The sequence below is a fragment of the Cryomorphaceae bacterium 1068 genome, from assembly GCA_027214385.1.
In the GTDB taxonomy this organism is placed as follows: domain Bacteria; phylum Bacteroidota; class Bacteroidia; order Flavobacteriales_D; family Cryomorphaceae; genus JAKVAV01.
Genome location: JAPVXR010000015.1, coordinates 55,499 through 73,931 on the forward strand (window position 1 = coordinate 55,499; position 18,433 = coordinate 73,931).

14 protein-coding genes and 2 tRNA genes are annotated in these 18,433 nt (G+C 44.6%); 8 read left to right on the plus strand and 8 right to left on the minus strand.

Annotated elements, in window-relative coordinates:
- Both O3Q51_15615 and O3Q51_15620 read left to right on the plus strand, forming a co-directional pair.
- Window positions 1-810 (plus strand): hypothetical protein, encoded by an 810-nt coding sequence (locus O3Q51_15615; protein ID MCZ4410244.1) that lies wholly within the window; start codon window positions 1-3, stop codon window positions 808-810.
- The gene (locus O3Q51_15620; GenBank protein ID MCZ4410245.1) at window positions 810-2,021 is read left to right on the plus strand and encodes a 3-deoxy-D-manno-octulosonic acid transferase; all 1,212 of its coding nucleotides are present in this window, start codon (window positions 810-812) and stop codon (window positions 2,019-2,021) included. The genes O3Q51_15615 and O3Q51_15620 overlap by 1 nt, the downstream gene beginning before the upstream one ends.
- Here the strand turns inward: O3Q51_15620 and O3Q51_15625 are convergent.
- On the minus strand, window positions 2,018-2,806 hold the full coding sequence (locus tag O3Q51_15625) for a tryptophan-rich sensory protein (protein ID MCZ4410246.1): 789 nt from the start codon (window positions 2,804-2,806) through the stop codon (window positions 2,018-2,020). The genes O3Q51_15620 and O3Q51_15625 overlap by 4 nt on opposite strands.
- A gap of 104 nt (window positions 2,807-2,910) precedes the next feature.
- Between O3Q51_15625 and O3Q51_15630 the strand changes: the two genes are divergently transcribed.
- The gene (locus O3Q51_15630; GenBank protein ID MCZ4410247.1) at window positions 2,911-4,221 is read left to right on the plus strand and encodes a serine hydrolase; all 1,311 of its coding nucleotides are present in this window, start codon (window positions 2,911-2,913) and stop codon (window positions 4,219-4,221) included.
- Window positions 4,222-4,292: 71 nt separating this feature from the next.
- Here the strand turns inward: O3Q51_15630 and O3Q51_15635 are convergent.
- The 3 genes from O3Q51_15635 to mutS form a co-directional block, all read right to left on the minus strand.
- Window positions 4,293-4,380, minus strand: a tRNA-Leu gene (locus tag O3Q51_15635).
- A gap of 440 nt (window positions 4,381-4,820) precedes the next feature.
- Window positions 4,821-4,893 (minus strand) — tRNA-Gly (locus O3Q51_15640).
- 301 nt (window positions 4,894-5,194) lie between these two features.
- A complete protein-coding gene (gene mutS, locus O3Q51_15645; protein MCZ4410248.1) occupies window positions 5,195-7,768 on the minus strand; it encodes a DNA mismatch repair protein MutS in 2,574 nt (857 codons plus the stop codon).
- 149 nt (window positions 7,769-7,917) lie between these two features.
- On the opposite strand from mutS, the gene O3Q51_15650 reads away from it, so the two are divergent.
- Window positions 7,918-8,460: an RNA methyltransferase gene (locus tag O3Q51_15650; protein ID MCZ4410249.1), complete on the plus strand. Its 543-nt coding sequence runs from the start codon at window positions 7,918-7,920 to the stop codon at window positions 8,458-8,460.
- Between the two features lie 41 nt (window positions 8,461-8,501).
- Window positions 8,502-9,479, plus strand: coding sequence for a DUF6089 family protein (locus O3Q51_15655; protein ID MCZ4410250.1), 978 nt, complete (start codon window positions 8,502-8,504; stop codon window positions 9,477-9,479).
- Window positions 9,480-9,935: 456 nt separating this feature from the next.
- On the opposite strand, the gene O3Q51_15660 is transcribed toward O3Q51_15655, so the two are convergent.
- The 3 genes from O3Q51_15660 to folK all read right to left on the minus strand — a co-directional run bounded on the left by O3Q51_15660 (window position 9,936) and on the right by folK (window position 12,907).
- Complete coding sequence (locus O3Q51_15660) at window positions 9,936-11,645, minus strand: hypothetical protein (GenBank protein ID MCZ4410251.1); 1,710 nt, start codon at window positions 11,643-11,645, stop codon at window positions 9,936-9,938.
- A gap of 92 nt (window positions 11,646-11,737) precedes the next feature.
- Window positions 11,738-12,394: a deoxynucleoside kinase gene (locus tag O3Q51_15665; protein ID MCZ4410252.1), complete on the minus strand. Its 657-nt coding sequence runs from the start codon at window positions 12,392-12,394 to the stop codon at window positions 11,738-11,740.
- Entirely contained in the window at window positions 12,395-12,907 is a 513-nt protein-coding gene (folK, locus tag O3Q51_15670; protein ID MCZ4410253.1) for a 2-amino-4-hydroxy-6-hydroxymethyldihydropteridine diphosphokinase, read from the minus strand. It lies immediately after the preceding gene.
- A gap of 108 nt (window positions 12,908-13,015) precedes the next feature.
- Between folK and sppA the strand changes: the two genes are divergently transcribed.
- Window positions 13,016-14,830 carry a signal peptide peptidase SppA gene (gene sppA / locus O3Q51_15675; GenBank protein MCZ4410254.1) on the plus strand — a complete coding sequence of 605 codons (1,815 nt, stop codon included), beginning with the start codon at window positions 13,016-13,018 and terminating at the stop codon, window positions 14,828-14,830.
- 118 nt (window positions 14,831-14,948) lie between these two features.
- Window positions 14,949-15,863 (plus strand): T9SS type A sorting domain-containing protein, encoded by a 915-nt coding sequence (locus O3Q51_15680; GenBank protein MCZ4410255.1) that lies wholly within the window; start codon window positions 14,949-14,951, stop codon window positions 15,861-15,863.
- Window positions 15,864-16,000: 137 nt separating this feature from the next.
- Here O3Q51_15680 and O3Q51_15685 read toward each other — a convergent pair whose 3' ends face one another.
- Window positions 16,001-16,774: a DUF2797 domain-containing protein gene (locus O3Q51_15685; protein ID MCZ4410256.1), complete on the minus strand. Its 774-nt coding sequence runs from the start codon at window positions 16,772-16,774 to the stop codon at window positions 16,001-16,003.
- Window positions 16,775-16,856: 82 nt separating this feature from the next.
- Here O3Q51_15685 and O3Q51_15690 point away from each other — a divergent pair, with 82 nt between their 5' ends.
- Window positions 16,857-18,377, plus strand: coding sequence for a GH3 auxin-responsive promoter family protein (locus O3Q51_15690; GenBank protein ID MCZ4410257.1), 1,521 nt, complete (start codon window positions 16,857-16,859; stop codon window positions 18,375-18,377).
- Window positions 18,378-18,433 lie beyond the last annotated feature (56 nt).

The following is an 18,433-nucleotide window of genomic DNA, read 5'->3' on the forward strand; positions in this document are numbered from 1 at the left end:
ATGCACAGATCAACCCCTTTGACACCTAGCCTTACCTCGGTTTATTTACAAAAATTCCGAAGCCTCATTATTGTGGCGCTCTGCCTTTGCTGCGCTATTGTTGGGAAAAGCCAATCCGACATTTCGAAGGATAGCATCGCTATGTCGCTCTTTCAAATTCAAGGTGGATTTCAGCAACCTTATGGTGATATGGCTGAACTGTACGGGGCAAACTTCAATATTGGGTTCTCATATGCGTTCAAGACAAAAAATAATTTTCTCTTAGGAAGTGATTTTCTCTTTCTCTTCGGTGACAATGTGAAGAACTCAGAAACAATCGCTCATGGGTTGCGAACGAGTTCAGGGCAAATTATTGGAATAACGGGAGAGTTTATCCTACCAATCGTTCAGCAAAGAGGCTTCACGGGAGGATTTTATGTTGGAAAGATTTTTCCGATCATCGGACCAAACCCCAGCTCCGGATTAGAAATTCGTTTTGGTGTTCAATACATAGAGCACCGAACGTGGATCGAGCTTCGACAGGACGATTACCCGCCGCTGGAAGGAGAATACCGAAAAGGGTACGACAGAAAACGAGCAGGTTTTGCAACCAATCAGTTCATAGGCTATCGCCATTTCAGCAACAATCGATACGCCAACTTCTTTATCGGTTTAGACTTCTACCAAGGCTTTACTACTGATTATCGCTCATACAACATAGATCAGATGGAAGAAACCAATGGCGATTATTTTGATATGATGATCGGATTGAAGCTAGGGTGGGCACTTCCCGTATACAAGCGATACGCTGATAAATTTTACTTGGATTAATGCAGGGACTCTATTCCCTTGGCATCAGACTTTATGGGTTGGCGATATCCATAGCAGCTCTTTTTCAAGAAAAGGCATCAAAGTGGAAGTCAGGCAGAAAAAATTACTTTGAAAATCTTCCGACCGGATTGGAAGGCTGTATCTGGATTCACTGCGCCTCTTTGGGCGAATTTGAACAAGGCCGCCCGATTATTGAAGCCTTGAAAGAAAAGTCTTCACAAAAAATCTTACTCACTTTCTTTAGTCCATCGGGTTACGAAATCCGAAAAGACTACAAAGAAGTAGATGCAGTAGTCTACCTGCCGCTCGACACGAAGAGCAATGCACGCAGGTTTGTAGATCATTTCAAGCCTTCGTCGGCTATTTTTGTGAAGTACGAGGTATGGCATCATTTCTTTCGGGAGATGCAAAGGCGAAAAATTCCTCACTACATGGTTTCGGCTATTTTCCGAAAGGATCAGATTTATTTCAAACCATACGGAGATTGGTTTCGAGAGACGCTGAAAGGGGTAAATCACATTTTTTGCCAAGACGAAAATTCAGAAAAACTTCTCTACTCACAAAGCATCAGCCGTGTTTCGATTGCAGGTGACACCCGTTTTGACAGGGTAAAAAAACTAGCAGACTCCTTCACTCCTGTGGAAAAAGTAGAAGACTGGCTCGACGGGAGGAGAGCCATCGTAGCGGGAAGCACGTGGCCGGAAGATGAGGACTTAATTGCTGAGTTAATCGCGAAGGCTCCGGCAGATGTGGCGTTTATCATCGCTCCTCATGAAATCAAACCCCAAAAGATTGACCGACTCAAAAAAAGGCTGAAAGAAACGGATCAATACTCCAATTGGAAAATGGGCAATAGTGCTACACGAGTTCTTATCGTCGACACCATCGGACTTCTGGGGAAGCTCTACCATTATGGTGAAGTGGCATATATCGGTGGTGGGTTTGGATCAGGAATTCACAACACACTGGAGGCAGCCGTTTATGGAATCCCCGTGGTTTTCGGGCCAAAACACGAAAAGTTCAGAGAAGCCAAAGGCCTAGTAACTGTCGGAGCTGCTTTTTCAGTTCACGACCAAAAGGATTTTAATCAGATCATGATTCAACTTTTGGAAGATGGTTCCTTTCGCCGAAAGGCAGGTCAGCAAGCCAAGAGTTATGTGGATTCCCAAGCAGGGGCTACCGAAAAGATTCTGAAGGAAATATTGAACTAGGCCGAGCGCCCGTATTTCGCCACCTTAATCCTGTCGCCGATAAAGGTTACCAGCATTCCCGCGATCAAAGCAATAGCACCAAACTTGGCCGCATTCATCGCCATGGGCTCGTCCATCTGCTTCACGTAAATGGCTACCAATCCCCATAACACGGCAAAACCGTAGATGTAATCATTTTGAGTGATGACCATAATGAGCGCCAGAGCAGCTGCTACAGCGATGGCAATCAGCGCAAAGAGGCCTTCGTTATTTACAAAAAACGGAAGATTGAATGAAGTCAGCACGACAGCAGCATTGACGACCGCCGCCAAACTCACCCAGCCGAAGTAAAGCCCGAAAGGCACGTGAAAAAAGTAGCGTTGAGTCGTACCGATGGATCTCTTGACGCGATAGAATATTTTGAAAATCGAAACCAGACTGATCAAAATTACAGCCATCAAAGCGAGCGAAAGCACGAGCCAATCGTTTTGGAATGCCACTAACCAGAGACAGTTAGCCACGACATTGATCATAAAATAAGGCCAAATCAATTTGTAGAACCGCACCTCTTTGCCTTTGAAGAATTGCCAAACGGCAAAAATCGCAAGGGTAAGATAAATGACTCCCCAGATGCTGAAGGCGTAACCTTCGGGGGTAATGAGCGTTGGGTATTTGGTGCTAATGTCGGCATTAGTCTGTCCGCCAAACGGGATAATGTTAGACAGAGCGTTGACTAAAATTAGGACGAAGACCCCAAAAATAAAGGTCACTCGCTTGATGATGTCGTAGGTGTAGGCGGTTCTCATATGTTAGGTCTCCCCTAAAAAGACTTCGATTTAAGTGTCAAATTGTTTTCTTTGAGGAGAATGCAAAGTTAGTCAACTCTACTCCCCTAGAAACAAAAGTAGTTATGAAAAAAACAAGAACTATTGGTCTTTCCCTACTTGTGGTTGCATTCATTGCTTTTTATTTTTTGCTCTACCCCAAGTTGGAAATAATGTCGGGCTACAATGCCAAGATCTTGTGCTCCTGCCTTTTCGTTTCTGAAATTGACGAAGAGCGAGCCACAGACATCGACCTTGGGTTCGGACCGCTTTGGCTGGCCTCGAGAGACATTGACTATGAGAATAAAGTGATCAGGACTTCGGTTTTTGGCCTTCACCCGAAGGTGGCTATTTACCGTGAAGGCTTGGGGTGTAGCCTGCTTCACGATCAGACAAAACCTACGGGCAGCTTGCCCGAAATGGGAATAAAAGACAAATCCGATTGGCCGATTCAGGCTTTTGCAGGAGAAGCCGATTTACAAGCCGTCTTGCAAAAAGCGTTTGATGCGCCCGGCGAAAACAAATTAAATACGCGAGCCGTGCTGGTGTTGAAAAACGGGATGATTGCAGGTGAGGCTTACGCGGATGGAATCACACCAACAACACCTCTTTTGGGATGGAGCATGGCGAAAAGCCTAACAGCTACTATGGCGGGAGTACTTGCCAAAGATGGTTATTGGTATCTGGATTCACCACTGCCTATCGAAGAATGGAAAGGGAGCCCGAGAGAAGATATAACGCTGGCAAATGCCTTGAATATGACAACCGGTATCGAATGGGAAGAAGAATACGGCTCCGTAAGCCCAGCCACAAAAATGCTCTACGGTTCGAACAATATGGGAGCTTCTGCAGCTGATTATCCCTTAGAGTTTGAACCAGGGGAATTTTGGGAATACTCTTCGGGAACGACCAATATCCTCTCCTACGCCATGGCTCAGGCTTTTGAGTCCCAACAAGAATACTTGGAATTCCCTTACGAACGAATTTTTAAACCACTCGGAGCCGAGACATTCGTGCTCGAAACAGATGCTTCAGGGCATTTCGTAGGTTCTTCATATGGATACGCCTCAGCCCGCGACTGGGCCAAGCTCGGGCAGCTATTCCTCAACGAAGGGAATATTTACGGCGAGCAAATAATCGATACGGCTTGGGTAGAATTTTGCAGTACGCCTGTGTCCGAAAGCGACGGAATCTACGGGGGTCAGTTTTGGTTCCCCCATGCGCGTGGTCAAGAAGGCTACCGCCCGACCGATTATGCCATGGATGGCTTTCAAGGTCAGATCGTCTCGATTCATCCAGAAGATGAGATGGTGATCGTCCGATTGGGAGTAGCATACGAGGAAAGTGATTTTGACTTTGGTAGCTGGGTGAAGGAAGTGAGAGAAGTGGTGAAGTAAAGCTTTGAACTTCTTACAGAGATAGCTAGAGTTAAGACCAAAAAAAACAGAGCTCGAAATGAACTCTGTTTTGGTACCCGGAGCGGGACTTGAACCCGCACGGCCGCAAGGGCCACAGGATTTTAAGTCCGGCGTGTCTACCAATTCCACCATCCGGGCGAATTGGGACGGCAAAGTTAAAATTTTTGGTGGCTTGGCAAGTGGATTGGAAAAAAGATTAAATGTGATTCATTTGTAGCGTCAAGGCATGCCTTGAAGCGTACAAATGAAAGTCATTTTTAAGGGGATTGGCCTTCGCTGCGGTGATCCCAAGGGGTGGGACTTTCAACCAAAGCTAATCCGACTTCGTCAGATTCATGCTTTTTTCATTTTCTGAAGCCTGTGAGCGAGCTTTAGCAGCGATTGACTGCTCAGGTCAGTACTATTAAAAGGGATTGGCCTGCGCTTTGCTACGGCCATCCCAAAGGGGGAGGCTTTCAACAAAAGCCAATCTGACTGAGTCAGATTTAGCCTTTTTTCATTTTCTGAAGCCTGTGAGCGAGCTCACGCTTCAGAAAATGAAAAAAGCCATCACAACTTCGTCGTGATGGCTTTTGTTGAGCGGGAGACGGGATTCGAACCCGCGACCCCGACCTTGGCAAGGTCGTGCTCTACCAGCTGAGCTACTCTCGCGTAATTCTCAAATGCTTCGTTTCAATCGATTTTGAAAAGAAAAGCTCCCTGGAAGCAGAAGGCCTGAACGAATCAGGACTTGCATTTGGGTTGGCAAAATTAACCAATAATTCCTTTTGGCAAAATAAATCTACCTCGCATTATTTGATGACAAGACATAATGAAGGTCGAAGGCTTTAAAATGGCGGTATTTTCACGACAGAAGCATAGCCGTAGCTATAGTGATGGAGGGAAGATGGCAAAGCGCCCGCCATTGAAGAGAGTTTGGCCTGGAATAGTTTTGCCATTGAAAAATGCGAGGTCAGCTCCCCGTAATTTTTTTGATCTCATTGAGCTTCATCAAAGCTTCTACAGGAGTGAGGGAATTGATGTCAATAGCCACTATCTCATCTCGAATCTGCTGGAGAACAGGGTCATCCAATTGAAAAATACTCAACTGCATTTCATCCTTGTTGGCAATCTTCCCTTTGGCATCCAGCGCCTCTCCCGAGTGTGTTTTTTCCAATCGAGATAAAATGGACTTGGCTCGATCGAGCAAACTGGTTGGCATTCCCGCCATTTGTGCCACGTGAATCCCGAAACTGTGCTCGCTTCCTCCAGGCTTTAGTTTTCGCAGAAAGATAATTTTGTCTTTGTACTCCTTTACGCTCACGTTGAAGTTCTTAATCCGAGAGAAGATCGACTCCATTTCATTCAATTCGTGGTAATGAGTGGCGAAAAGTGTTTTCGCTCGTAAAGTTTTCTGTTCGTGCAGATACTCGGCAATGGCCCAAGCGATGGAAACGCCATCGTAAGTGCTCGTTCCGCGACCGATCTCGTCGAGAAGCACCAAGCTACGATCGGACAAGTTGTTGAGAATACTGGCCGTCTCATTCATTTCGACCATGAAGGTCGACTCGCCCGAAGAGATATTGTCGCTGGCCCCTACCCTCGTGAACACCTTATCGACCACACCGATTTCGGCATCCGAAGCGGGAACGTAAGAGCCAATTTGAGCCATCAAAACGATCAAGGCTGTTTGGCGTAGCAGCGCCGATTTACCCGACATGTTTGGTCCGGTAATCATCATGATCTGGGTATTCTCATTGTCGAGCTCCACGTCATTTTCAACGTAAGCCTCTCCCGTGGGCAGTTGGTGCTCAATAACTGGGTGGCGCCCACCGTGGATCTTCAACTCGTGTCCTTCGTTCATTTGCGGACGAATGTAATTCAGCTCTACTGCCGTTTCGGCAAATGAGAGGTAGCAGTCGACTTCGGCAATCCGACGAGCGTTCAGCTGTATTGGCTCTACGAAGGCTGCCAAGTCGGCAATCAAATCGTTGTAAAGTCGAGACTCCAATTCATTGATCCGCTCTTCGGCTCCGAGAATTTTTTGTTCGTAGGTTTTCAGCTCTTCCGTAATGTAGCGCTCGGCATTTACGAGAGTTTGCTTCCGCACCCATTCTTCGGGCACCTTATCCTTGTGGGAATTTCTCACCTCGAGGTAATAGCCAAAAACATTGTTGAAGGAGATCTTCAGACTTTGAATTCCCGTGCGCTCCGTTTCTCGCTGTTGAATTTTGAGGAGATGGTCTTTTCCGTTCTTTTTAATAGCGCGGAGCTCATCCAGCTCTTCGTTGACACCTTCAGCTACGACGCCTCCTTTGTTTAATTGAACAGGAGCTTCAGGATTGAGTTCATTCGCAATTCGTTCTACCACACTAGCGCAAGGATTAAGCTGTTCGGCGAGTTGAGTCAGAGAAGAGTTTTTGGATTCATCCAACTGGTCTTTAATGGGTAGAGTTGCTTTCAAAGCCCTCCCCAATTGAAGCACCTCTCTCGGATTAATCCGTCCAACACTCACTTTGGATATCATCCGCTCGATATCGCCGATCTGTTCGACCTGATGTCGAATAAAATCTGCCACTTTTTTCTCTGTGATAAAGTATTCTACAGCTTCGTGCCGCTGTGTAATGGCCTTAACCGATTTTAGCGGAAGCATAAGCCAGCGCTTCATCAATCGACTTCCCATCGGAGAAATGGTTCGATCAATCACCATTTGAAGAGAAGTTCCCCCTTCATTCATGGGGTAAACCAATTCCAAGTTTCGGATGGTAAATCGGTCGAGCCAAACGTATTTGTCCTCGTCGATTCGTTTAAGCTGACTGAGGTGGCCTAGCTTGTGGTGGTGCGTTTCACTCAGGTAGTGGAGAGCAGCACCGGCAGCAATGATGGCCATTTCCATTCCTTCAATGCCGAATCCCTTAAGGGATTTCGTTTTGAAGTGAGAGACGAGTTTATCTCGGGCAAAATCTTCTGTAAACACCCAATCGTCAAGTCGAAAGGTGTGGAATTTTCCGCCAAATGCATTAAGGAACACTTGTTCGTTGTGTCGCTGAAAGAGCACTTCGCTTGGCTTAAAGCTTTGGAGCAGTTTTTCTACGTAAGCAGAAGAGCCTTCGGTGGTGAGAAACTCACCCGTTGAAATATCGAGGAAGCTCACTCCCGCCTTTTCTTTTCCAAAGTGAACTGCCGCCAAGAAGTTATTCGACTTGTGATCGAGCACTTGGTCATTGTAGGCCACTCCCGGAGTTACCAGTTCGGTAACTCCGCGTTTCACGATGCTCTTGGTCATTTTCGGATCTTCCAGCTGATCGCAAATAGCAACGCGGTAACCCGCTCGAACCAACTTTGGTAAATAGGTATCAAGCGAATGATGTGGAAATCCTGCCAACTCGATATGAGCAGCTGCGCCGTTTTTCCGCTTGGTGAGGACAATTCCTAAAACATTGGAAACCGTAATGGCATCTTTTCCAAAAGTCTCGTAGAAATCTCCTACCCGAAAAAGCAGCAATGCATCGGGATACTTGGCCTTAACACCAAGGTATTGCTTCATCAAAGGGGTTTCCTTTGGTTCGTTTGCCTTTGTGCTCTTTGGCTTTGCCTTTGTTTTGGTAGTATCCACGCGCTGTTTATTCCTTGTTCACGAAAATACCAATACCTTTCCGGAAGGAAAAAATGCAGGATTTCTAGTTTTCAATTCTTATGAACAAGAAGGTACCAAACGAAGCGCTGAATCGCTTAACGGAAAAAGAATTCAAGAATGCAGCTAAGACCCCTGTTGTGGTGGTGTTGGACAACGTGAGAAGCGCTCAAAATGTTGGTTCTGTTTTTCGCACTAGCGATGCATTCAGGTTGGAAAAGATTTGCCTTTGTGGAATTACTCCTACTCCCCCTTCCCGAGAAATGAACAAGACTGCCCTTGGAGCGACAGAATCTGTTGACTGGGAATACTTCGCCGATACGATTTCTTGTCTCGACATATTATTCGAACAAGGTTTTGAATGTATTGCCGTGGAGCAAACTGAGAATTCAGAAAAACTTGGCGACTTTAAAATTGAAAGCGAAAAAAAATATGCCTTGATTCTAGGCAATGAGGTGGACGGTGTAGATCAAGAAGTAATTGATCGATGCCCCAAAAGCCTCGAAATACCACAGATTGGGACAAAACATTCGATCAATATTTCCGTATGTACCGGCATTACCATTTGGGAATTTTATCGTCAGATAAAAACTGAGGGTTCGTAGAACTTGTATTTCTTATATTCGTCCCTTTATCTTTGATAGCTGTGAATAAGTTTTGTCGGTACGTTTTTCTAATTCTGTTCATCTCCTCCTTTTCGGGAGTGAATGCTCAGTATTTCAGCGGGCAAACTTCGTACTGGAAGAGCCAGCGCCACAGTTTCGGAATGGGCCTCGGTGCTTCTTTCTTTTTGGGCGAACTCGGTGGAAGAGACCAAATAGGGACGGACTTCATCTATGACTTAGAAATATCGAAGACTCGTCCTGCCCTACAACTCATGTATCGATACCAATTGGGAAGCCGATTTTATGCGAAAGCTCAATTTGCTTTTGCCTATATAGGTGGGAATGATGCACTGACAGAAGAGATATTCAGGAGAAATCGGAATCTAAGTTTTCGATCAAACATATTTGAATTTTCTATTCAAGGAGAGTTTGATGTGATCGACTTTACTCCAAAAAATCGCTACGGAAAAGTCAAACAAGGAAAACTCGAAGGTTCTGCACTATACATCTCAGCAGGAGTGGGTGTAACCAGATTCAATCCACAAGCGAATTTTGAAGGGTCGTGGTACAACCTTCGCGATTTCGGCACAGAAGGACAGCTTCAGGATGGTGGACCATCACAGTATTCACTATATACTGTGGTTATACCGCTAGGTATTGGATATCGCCTTCAGATCAATAAAGAATGGACGGTAGGATTTGAAATCGCTCATCGCATCACGTTTACGGACTACATGGATGATGTAAGCACCGTGTACTTCGACAATCAAGTCATAGAAGACAACCAAGGAGAACTAGCTGCTTACTTTGCGGACCCCAGCTTGGGCTATTACGTCGATGAAAACGGCTCTCGAGTTCCTCTAAATAGCACGGAAACGGGCTTTCAACGAGGAGATCCTGATGACAATGATGCCTATTTCTTTGCTATGTTCAATGCCTATTACAAAATACCCCAAAAGCGTTTCAAGCGTGGTCGTGGCCGTGTGACGAAGAGACGACGGCGAAGAGTGGTATTCTAAGGCGGTACATAGTATTGAGACAGTTCAAACTTTCTAATTTCTTTTATAGTTCACTTGACCTTTATAGCGTTCTATTCTGAAATTCATATCTCCCATGGACAACTGTAAGGAATAGAAATCATCGTCTTGTCAAAGAATCAGATTGTAACAGATCTTGATCTAGATTGATCATTCTGAATAGGAACGTGCTCTGGCAATTGAATCCAGACTTCAAGAATTCTATTTTTCTCAACTGAGGGTTTTACTCATATCCATTGTTCGCAGTTCCGATAGTTAAGCGAGAGATAGTAGTCTCCCTCACATAATGTATAAAGCTACGTGACAAATCAACTGTATGTTGCGATACCCAAGTAATATCACATCATTACGAAATAGCTAGGCTGATGGCTAACGGCCAATAAACAAAAAAGCCGTCTACCCTCAGGGTAGACGGCTTTTTAAATCAATTCGTATTGCTTATTCAGCAGCTTCGTCTTGGAAGTTTCTAAACTCCAAATCGCTGGCAGCTTTCTCTTCTAGAGAGGCATCCATGCTGTAAGCTTTATTCAAGTTTGTGGTTACCGCTTCACCATCGTTCATACGTGCACCGATGATTGCTTTAAGGTAGTAACCCTTAGCAGTATCAGCAGCGTCAGAATCATTAACGGTTTTCAAAGCAGTTTCTGTGTTTCCAGCCAATACTTGAGCCAACGCTTTATTGAAAGTGTTGTACCCTTTCATGTTCTGGATAGCAGAAGCGTAGTCACCATTTTGGATATCAATAATACCCATATTGTAATTTACTTCGTCTCCGGCTCCTGCAGCAGCTTCTAGCATCTCCATAGCGCCTGTGCGATCTCCATTCAATCTAGTGATTATGGCCATGTTGTTCTTCACAACAGGACTCTCTTCTTTAGTCATGGCATTTTCAAACATTGTTTGTGCTTGAGAAATCTCATTCTTTCTAAGGTGAATCACTCCCATATTGTTGTGTGCTCTATAGTCATCCGGGTATGTCGAAGCAGTCGTTTCGTAGATAGCATATTGCTCATTCATATCTTCAGTGAGAGTAGCAGCATAGAGCATCTCCTCAAGAGAAAGTGTGTCAGCATTTGCAGAACGTGCCAAAGCAATGATTTCTTCATCACTTCTACCTACGATATCGTAGTTCACAGTGATTTGAGATCTACGTAGTTCAGGAAGAATCTTTTCTGCAACTTCCGTGTAAGTCGCAGCTAGGTTTCTGATTTCCTCCTCGCGCTTGGTAACATCAGAGTACATCTCGAGAATTCTCAAGATCAACTCCTTGTCTGCAATGTCGGAAGCTTCCATTTTGCTTTTAAATCCTGCCCAGTCTTCGCCTTTTGGCATCAATTGGAAGAATGCCTCTTTGTCGTACTCCATTTTCGCACGATCCATCAAGCGAGAAACAGCTTTCATTGCGCTTTCAGCTCTTTCTGTTGCCAAATTCTCATTAAGACTAATTTCACCTTCCGGAGAAGCGTAAGCCATAATCTCAGCTCCTTTGAACTGGTAATCTTCGTTGCTCCCAAATTCCTTTAAGAAACTTTCGATGGCTTTGATATCCTCATCGCGAAGCTCAGAACTTCTTACGTTTGAAGAGTTTACCAAGTAGTTGATTATTGCATTCGCTTGATGAGATGTAATTCTTTCAAATTTGTCAGCACCAATGATCGGCATATCATCACTCATCACCATAAGAGGAGTAGTAATCACGCCATCCGCCAACTTATATGGCTCGAATGCTTTCTCTTTATTTCCTTGTTTTCCAAGAATGTTCAACATCAACTCAGATGTTTCCATTTCAGGAGAGTAAGCGATACGGTCAGAGTAAGTAAAGTTCTTTCCTCCTTCGTAAGGAATGACAGTGGCATTACCTGCAGCATCTTCTCCTTGATAAGAGACTGAGTCGTAAGGGGTAGATCCGCCTTCATAAGTAAGTGTTGGAGTCAATGTCACCATAGCTTTCTTACTGAAGTACTTACCGGGAAATTTACCATTGATGTTTAGCTCAACGCTATCTCCACGAACAATTAATGGCTCCGGATCAACGTTATACTCTACAGTCTCAGCATATTTTGCCATCTTGCCCAACCCACCACAGGCGGCCATAGCAAATCCGACTACGATTAAAAGTGCCGGAAATTTAAAATTCGAATGCTTCATTCGTTTGGTTTTTAAAAGGTCTTTGATTTTCCTTGTTTATTCGGTGCAAACATACATATAGTTTTTTACACAATGAAGTGATAGCAGCGGTTTTAAACCGACTTTTGCTCCGACTCAATCACCTGCTGGTGAAGACCTTTGGAACGCGGTTTTTTAATGACGGACAGCAATTTTTCATAGACGAACCGATCTTTTACGAAGTCGACCTCCGAAACATCGAGAATTAGTACCCGCATATTGTCAGATTGCTTTCTCAAAAAATCAAGGTATTTGGCTTGAACACGGCTCAAATACTCTTCTTCAATACTCTGCTCGTACCTTCTTCCCCTTTTCCTGATATTTTGAAGTAGCCTCTCGGTATCGGAATAGAGATAGACCAAAAGATCCGGCGTGGGAACGGTTTTGAACATAATATCAAAAACCTTCCTGAACAGCCGCAATTCATCTTCGTTCAAATTGGATGCTGCAAAAATCAGTGACTTACTCAATAGATAATCTGAAATTCGAACCGAGCTAAAGAGATTCCGGTCAGATCCCAGACCTGATAATTGACTGTATCGCTCAGCCAGAAAGGACATCTCCAAGGTAAAGGCATACCTTCTGGGATCAGCGTAGAATTTTGGCAAAAATTCATTGTCGGCAAATTCTTCTAAAACCAACTCCGCATTGAACTCAGATGCAAGCTTATGAGCCAAGGTCGTTTTACCCGATCCGATATTACCTTCTACCGCTATGTAGCTATAATCCATCTAACTCAATTGTACGGGTTCCGAATTGTCTTTTGATTCAAAACATAACTCCAGCATCGATTGACCAAGTAAAGGGTGTTTGTATTCAGGAGCTATATCAACCATTGGTAAAAGAACAAAATTACGAAGGTGAAGTTGAGAATGAGGAATAGTGAGCGAATCTGTTTCAATCACCTCATCGCCAAAAAATAAGATGTCGATATCAATCATTCTGGGCCTGAATGGCTCGCCTTGTTTCCTCTTCGATGTTTCTCGTCCAAGAGCCACTTCAATTTCCAGCGTTCTTTGATGAAGCTCCTCCAGACCAACCTTGGTTTGAAGGGCGCAGCACATATTTAAATACGCCCTTTCATCTACATAGCCCCAAGCCGGTGACTCGTAAATCTTGGATTTAGAAACGACCTCTCCTATCTCTCCTAACATGAGTATGGCTTTCTCTAAGGACTCCAGTCTATTTCCCAAGTTACAGCCCAAGCCCAAATAGACGGTTTGTACAGATTTTTCTTCAATCACGACTTCATCATTTCCCAGCTTCCGCTAAAATATCAGATTGACCAGTCGTGTATTTAACGAACCAAAACACGGTAAGGCAACCTACTTTTGTACAAAGGAAAAAAAAGAATGAAGCAATTTTTCAAATTCATGTTTGCAAGCCTTTTGGGAACACTGATTTCCCTGTTTGTCTTGCTATTTGTAGGAATATTAATTATCGGAGGAATTTTCTCTGCTGCTTTCAGCGATTTGGATAAATCCAATCAGGTGACAAGAGTAAAGGATAATTCCATTTTGCACATAAAGTTTGATCAGCCCATCGTAGACCGAGGACCTGATGAACACTTTAATATCAATTTCGGAGGTTTTCAATCGTCGACACCAATAGGTCTTGATGAGATCTTGGAGAATATTGATAAAGCAAAAAATGACGACAAGATCAAAGGTATCTACTTCGATGTAGCCTTTGTGCCTGCGGGGATGTCAACGACTCAAGAAATACGAAACGCCCTTCTGGATTTTAAAGAAAGCGGAAAGTGGATAGTGAGTTACAATGAAATCTTTACACAAAAAGCGCTTTACTTGAGCTCTGTAGCAGATGAGACCTATATCTATCCGGAAGGATTTATGGACTTTCGAGGATTGAATGCCGAGGTGACTTTCTTCAAAAAGCTTCTTGATGAATTGCAAATTGAACCTCAAATCATTCGTGGATCTAACAACAAGTTCAAAAGTGCTGTGGAGCCTTTCATTTTGGAAGAAATGAGCCAGGCAAGCCGCATGCAAACTACAAAATGGCTGGAATCAATGTGGGGCACAATGCTCGACGGAATGGGTGAGAGCTACTCAATGTCGGCAGACCAATTGAATGAAATAGCTGAGAACTACTCCATTCAGATACCTTCTGACGCTGTTGACGCAGGTATGGCAACTGCCGTGATGTATGAGGATGAAGTAATGGACGTTCTTCGTGCAAAAACCGAAACTGACGAGGATGATGACCTCAATTTCGTTAAACTGACCAAATACCTGAAAGCTCCCAAGCCTACTAAAGAAACGGGTGACTTCACTCTCTCGTACAAGAAAGACAAGATTGCGGTTATTTATGCTCAAGGAAATATTGGTTTGGGTGAATCAGGTGACGGCGCCATCGGAAGCGACACATACACCGAAGCTATTAAAGCAGCTAGAAAAGACACCTCAGTTAAGGCGATTGTCCTCAGAGTGAACTCTCCGGGGGGGGTTGCGATGGCTGGCGACATGATTTGGCACGAAGTGGTGATGGCTCAAAAGGCCAAGCCACTTGTCGTATCAATGGGAGATGTAGCCGCATCTGCGGGATACTACATCAGCGCGCCGGCCGATAAGATTTTTGCTATGCCCACTACCATCACAGGCTCAATCGGGGTATTCGGCATTATACCGAACATGAAGGGATTCTTCAACAATAAAATCGGGTTGACATTTGACAATGTAGAAACAAACGACTTTGCGGATTTTGGCGGAGTAAGCAGACCACTAAACGATGCCGAAATGGCCATTTTGCAGAAATCGGTAGACCGCACCTATGGCAATTTTGTGAACGTAGTAGCTGAAGGCCGAGATCTCAGACCCGAATTCATTGACTCGATTGGTCAAGGAAGAGTCTGGACAGGAGTGGACGCACTCGAACTGGGATTAGTAGATGAGCTGGGCGGATTGGAAGATGCAATTGCTGCTGCTGCGGAAATGGCAGAGCTCGAAGACTACACGATCAAGGAGCTTCCGAAAAGGAAGGACCCTGTGCAGCAACTTTTGGAAGACCTGAATATGGCGATGGTTAAAACCGCTTTGGGATTTGATGTAGAAAACTCAGAATTGCTCGAGCAGTACAAAACCATTCAAGACATTAAAGAGATGAAAGGCATACAGGCAAGAATGCCGTTTGTGGTGAAAGTAGACTGATCCACAGCCCTTCACAATTTCATTAAAACCCGATGTCGCTTGATATCGGGTTTTTTTATGCGCATCTTGAAGCCTGTTATTATTAACCGTATATCATCTAAACCAATCTAATCCTATTATGAAAAATTTCAACAATCTTACCATTGCCGTATGCACGTGTATGGTTTTCTTTCTGACCAGCATATCCATTGCCCAGACCACTCATATCGTCGAAGTCAGTAATTTTCAATTTACGCCTGCCAGCATTACTATCGAGTCCGGAGACATAGTGACGTTTAACAACGTTTCCGGATTCCATAATGCAAACGGTTCTACTGATGTATTCCCGGGAAACCCTGCTTCGTTCACAACCGGTAGCCCGGCCGCTGCTCCTTGGAGTGAATCAGTCGTCCTAACGGTTCCAGGTACCTACACCTACCTTTGCGATATCCACACAAATATGGTGGGTACAATCATCGTAAACAGCAGCGAACCACCTTGTGAAAACCCTTACCCGGCGGTCACAGGCTTGTCATCCGTCGTCCAGACAAATGGTGTCGCCCTGTCTTGGGACCCGATTTCCGGATCAATAGGATGCCAAGTGCGGGTAGGACCCAAAAATGGCGGTATTTTAGGGACGAGAACGATAGGAGGCAACAATGTGTCACAGTTTTTTATTCCCGGCCAATTCTTAAGCCCTGGCACTACTTACGACTGGGAAGTACGTTGCGGATGCTCTCAAAGCCCCGTAATAGCTGGACCTTGGATGGGTGCAGACTTTGCTATTCCTGCAGGCGCTGCCATCACTTCATTTCCAAATCCCACAAGCGATGTGTCCAACGTGACCTTCAGCGTTGCAGGTGAGGGATATGCAACTCTCGAAGTTTACGACATGACCGGACGCAGTCTCGAATCTCTTTTTAGCGGAATGGCTAGTGCTGACATGGATTACCGCTTCTCATTCAATGGCACAGGCTTACCTGAAGGAGTTTACATTTACAGACTCACCACAGAAACTGAAACAGTGATTGAAAAGTTCATGATTTCAAGATAAACCTTTTCGTTTTTTTCGAAGCCACAAAGAAAAAAATGAGATGTCAACTATCTTATTTTGAGGCAAGAAACTCTCTCGTTCTTGGATTTTTTGACTCAGATTGAATTTCAAGAGTGCGGCCATAGGTCGCACTTTTTTTATTCGCAGTCAAATTCCACTTCGTAACCGCTGTACTTTCTTAAGTTGATCACGTTCTCCTTGTCGAAATAGAGATATTGACCACGTATGCCGGTAAGGGTTCCCTCGATGATCTTCTCCTTGTCCAAATTGATCGACTTTACCTTTTCGGGATATTCAGTAACGGGATAATCAATCTCGTAAACCTCCGAATCAGCAATGGCATACTGCTTCAAATCTTCAGGAAAAAAGGAAATCATGGCATCACGAAGCTCCACTAAGTCTTCTTCGCCTTTTTCATCCTTCAGCATTTTTCGCCAATCGGTGCGATCAGAGAGGTACTGCTTTAACTCAATCTCAAGATCTCCTGCCAATTTGCGGTATGGGACTTCTGCTATTTTTATAGCCCGCCACGCCCCTTGATCCAGCCATCGACTGGGAATATTGGTTGATCGGGTGACCCCAACCTTTACGCCTGATGTTTGTGCCAAATAGATAAAGTGAGGTTGGTTGTGGTGTTTCTCTTCCCATTCCACATCTCGTCCTTTACCTAAATGAGCCTCACATAGCTCTGGCCTTATGATGCATGGAGCTGCTTGCGCAGCATTCATAAAACAATCGTAGCAAAACCCTTGACCAAAGGTCTTCTTGAGGCCCTTGCCGCAGTTGGTGCAATTGATTTTACCTGTCCATTTCAATGTCAACACTTTATTGATACATGGATTGACATCAGGACCAATTTCTTTATTGAGGTTGAGATTGTAATGAACTCCACCATTTACGGTAACCTTCATTTTTCTCAAAGTGCCTTTTGCATTCATCTTATTGCAGCTTGATAACTTCCTTTTTAGTATTTTGCTTCCCTATCCTGTCACTATGGCCCTTAACTCCGTCTTCTCTTGGTTTATGAAGAAGCGCTTGCATCAGATTGAGCTCTTCATGAAATATCCTGTAGAGGTTCAAAATGAGCTTTTTGAGCGCCTCATCGAAACGGCAAAGGATACAGAATGGGGCCGAAAATACGACTATGCCGGCATCCGATCACAAAGAACCTATCGAGACAGAGTGCCGCTGCAAACCTACGAAGACGTAAAGCATTATGTAAACCGAATGAAAGAAGGTGAGCAAAACTTACTCTGGCCAACGGAAATTAATTGGTTCGCAAAATCATCGGGAACTACTAGCGACAAAAGCAAGTTCATACCCGTAAGCCGAGAAGCACTGGAAGGCTGCCATTATAAAGGTGGAAAAGACTTGCTCGCCTTATACAACCACAATCATCCCGATAACGGGCTTTACAACGGAAAGTCACTTGTTTTGGGCGGCAGCAGCCAAATCAATGAATTCAGAAAGGATTCTTACTCAGGAGATTTATCTGCAATCATCATCAACAACCTGCCCCTCTGGGTAGAAATGAAGCGAATTCCGGATCGTTCCATTGCATTAATGGACAAATGGGAAGATAAGATCGAACGAATGGCGGAAAGTGTGAAGGACGAAAACGTAACGAACATGGCGGGTGTACCTTCTTGGACGCTCGTGCTGCTCAAGCGCGTTCTCGAAATGAAGGGAAAGAACACCATTCACGAAATCTGGCCTAACCTTGAGCTTTACATACACGGCGGTGTAAACTTCGCCCCTTACCGGGAACAGTTTGATCGAATTATCGGATCGGAAAAAATGAACTACTACGACAGCTACAATGCCAGCGAAGGGTACTTTGGCATCCAAGACCGCGGAAATGCAAACGATATGTTGCTTATGCTTGACTATGGTATTTACTACGAGTTCATACCGGCATCAGAATCGCATGAGGAGAATCCACGAATCGTGAGCTTGAGCGAAGTGGAGATTGGCGAGAACTACGAAATAGTCATCAGCACCAATGCGGGCCTGTGGCGCTACCGAATCGGTGACACAGTAAGTTTTACTTCGAAATTTCCTTTCAGAATTCAAGTGACAGGCAGAACGAAGCACTTTATCAATGCCTTTGGTGAAGAGCTGATTATAGACAATGCTGAAAAGGCGCTTTCCAAAGCATGCGGGGAGTGCGACTGTTCCATTGTCGATTACACGGCAGGCCCCCTTTACATGAGCAATGAAGGCACGGGGGGCCACGAATGGCTAATCGAATTTGACCGAGCTCCGCTCAATATGGAGACTTTTGCAGCCATACTGGACAATGAACTTAAAAATCTCAACAGCGACTATGAAGCCAAAAGAACGGGAGATTTGACCCTGCGATTTCCATTGGTAAAGAAAGTACCGACCAAGACCTTCTACAATTGGCTGAAAACTCAAGGCAAGCTGGGAGGACAGCACAAGGTGCCCCGCTTAGCGAATAACAGAAAGTTTCTAGACGATATCGGCGAAATGCTCGTTCAAGAAAACGTATGATCAAGGCTTTTCTCACTTCCACACTTTTTCTTTTTTGCTTGCACTTCGCACAAGCG

What these genes read in the sequence shown, in the direction of transcription:
- O3Q51_15615 (MCZ4410244.1), top strand. Translation starts at nt 1, where the DNA reads ATGCACAGATCAACCCCTTTGACACCTAGCCTTACCTCGGTTTATTTA.
- O3Q51_15680 (MCZ4410255.1), top strand. Translation starts at nt 14,949, where the DNA reads ATGAAAAATTTCAACAATCTTACCATTGCCGTATGCACGTGTATGGTT.
- O3Q51_15625 (MCZ4410246.1), bottom strand. Translation starts at nt 2,806, where the DNA reads ATGAGAACCGCCTACACCTACGACATCATCAAGCGAGTGACCTTTATT.
- O3Q51_15685 (MCZ4410256.1), bottom strand. Translation starts at nt 16,774, where the DNA reads ATGAAGGTTACCGTAAATGGTGGAGTTCATTACAATCTCAACCTCAAT.
- O3Q51_15650 (MCZ4410249.1), top strand. Translation starts at nt 7,918, where the DNA reads ATGAACAAGAAGGTACCAAACGAAGCGCTGAATCGCTTAACGGAAAAA.
- mutS (MCZ4410248.1), bottom strand. Translation starts at nt 7,768, where the DNA reads ATGAAGCAATACCTTGGTGTTAAGGCCAAGTATCCCGATGCATTGCTG.
- O3Q51_15665 (MCZ4410252.1), bottom strand. Translation starts at nt 12,394, where the DNA reads ATGGATTATAGCTACATAGCGGTAGAAGGTAATATCGGATCGGGTAAA.
- O3Q51_15630 (MCZ4410247.1), top strand. Translation starts at nt 2,911, where the DNA reads ATGAAAAAAACAAGAACTATTGGTCTTTCCCTACTTGTGGTTGCATTC.
- O3Q51_15660 (MCZ4410251.1), bottom strand. Translation starts at nt 11,645, where the DNA reads ATGAAGCATTCGAATTTTAAATTTCCGGCACTTTTAATCGTAGTCGGA.
- O3Q51_15620 (MCZ4410245.1), top strand. Translation starts at nt 810, where the DNA reads ATGCAGGGACTCTATTCCCTTGGCATCAGACTTTATGGGTTGGCGATA.
- O3Q51_15690 (MCZ4410257.1), top strand. Translation starts at nt 16,857, where the DNA reads ATGGCCCTTAACTCCGTCTTCTCTTGGTTTATGAAGAAGCGCTTGCAT.
- sppA (MCZ4410254.1), top strand. Translation starts at nt 13,016, where the DNA reads ATGAAGCAATTTTTCAAATTCATGTTTGCAAGCCTTTTGGGAACACTG.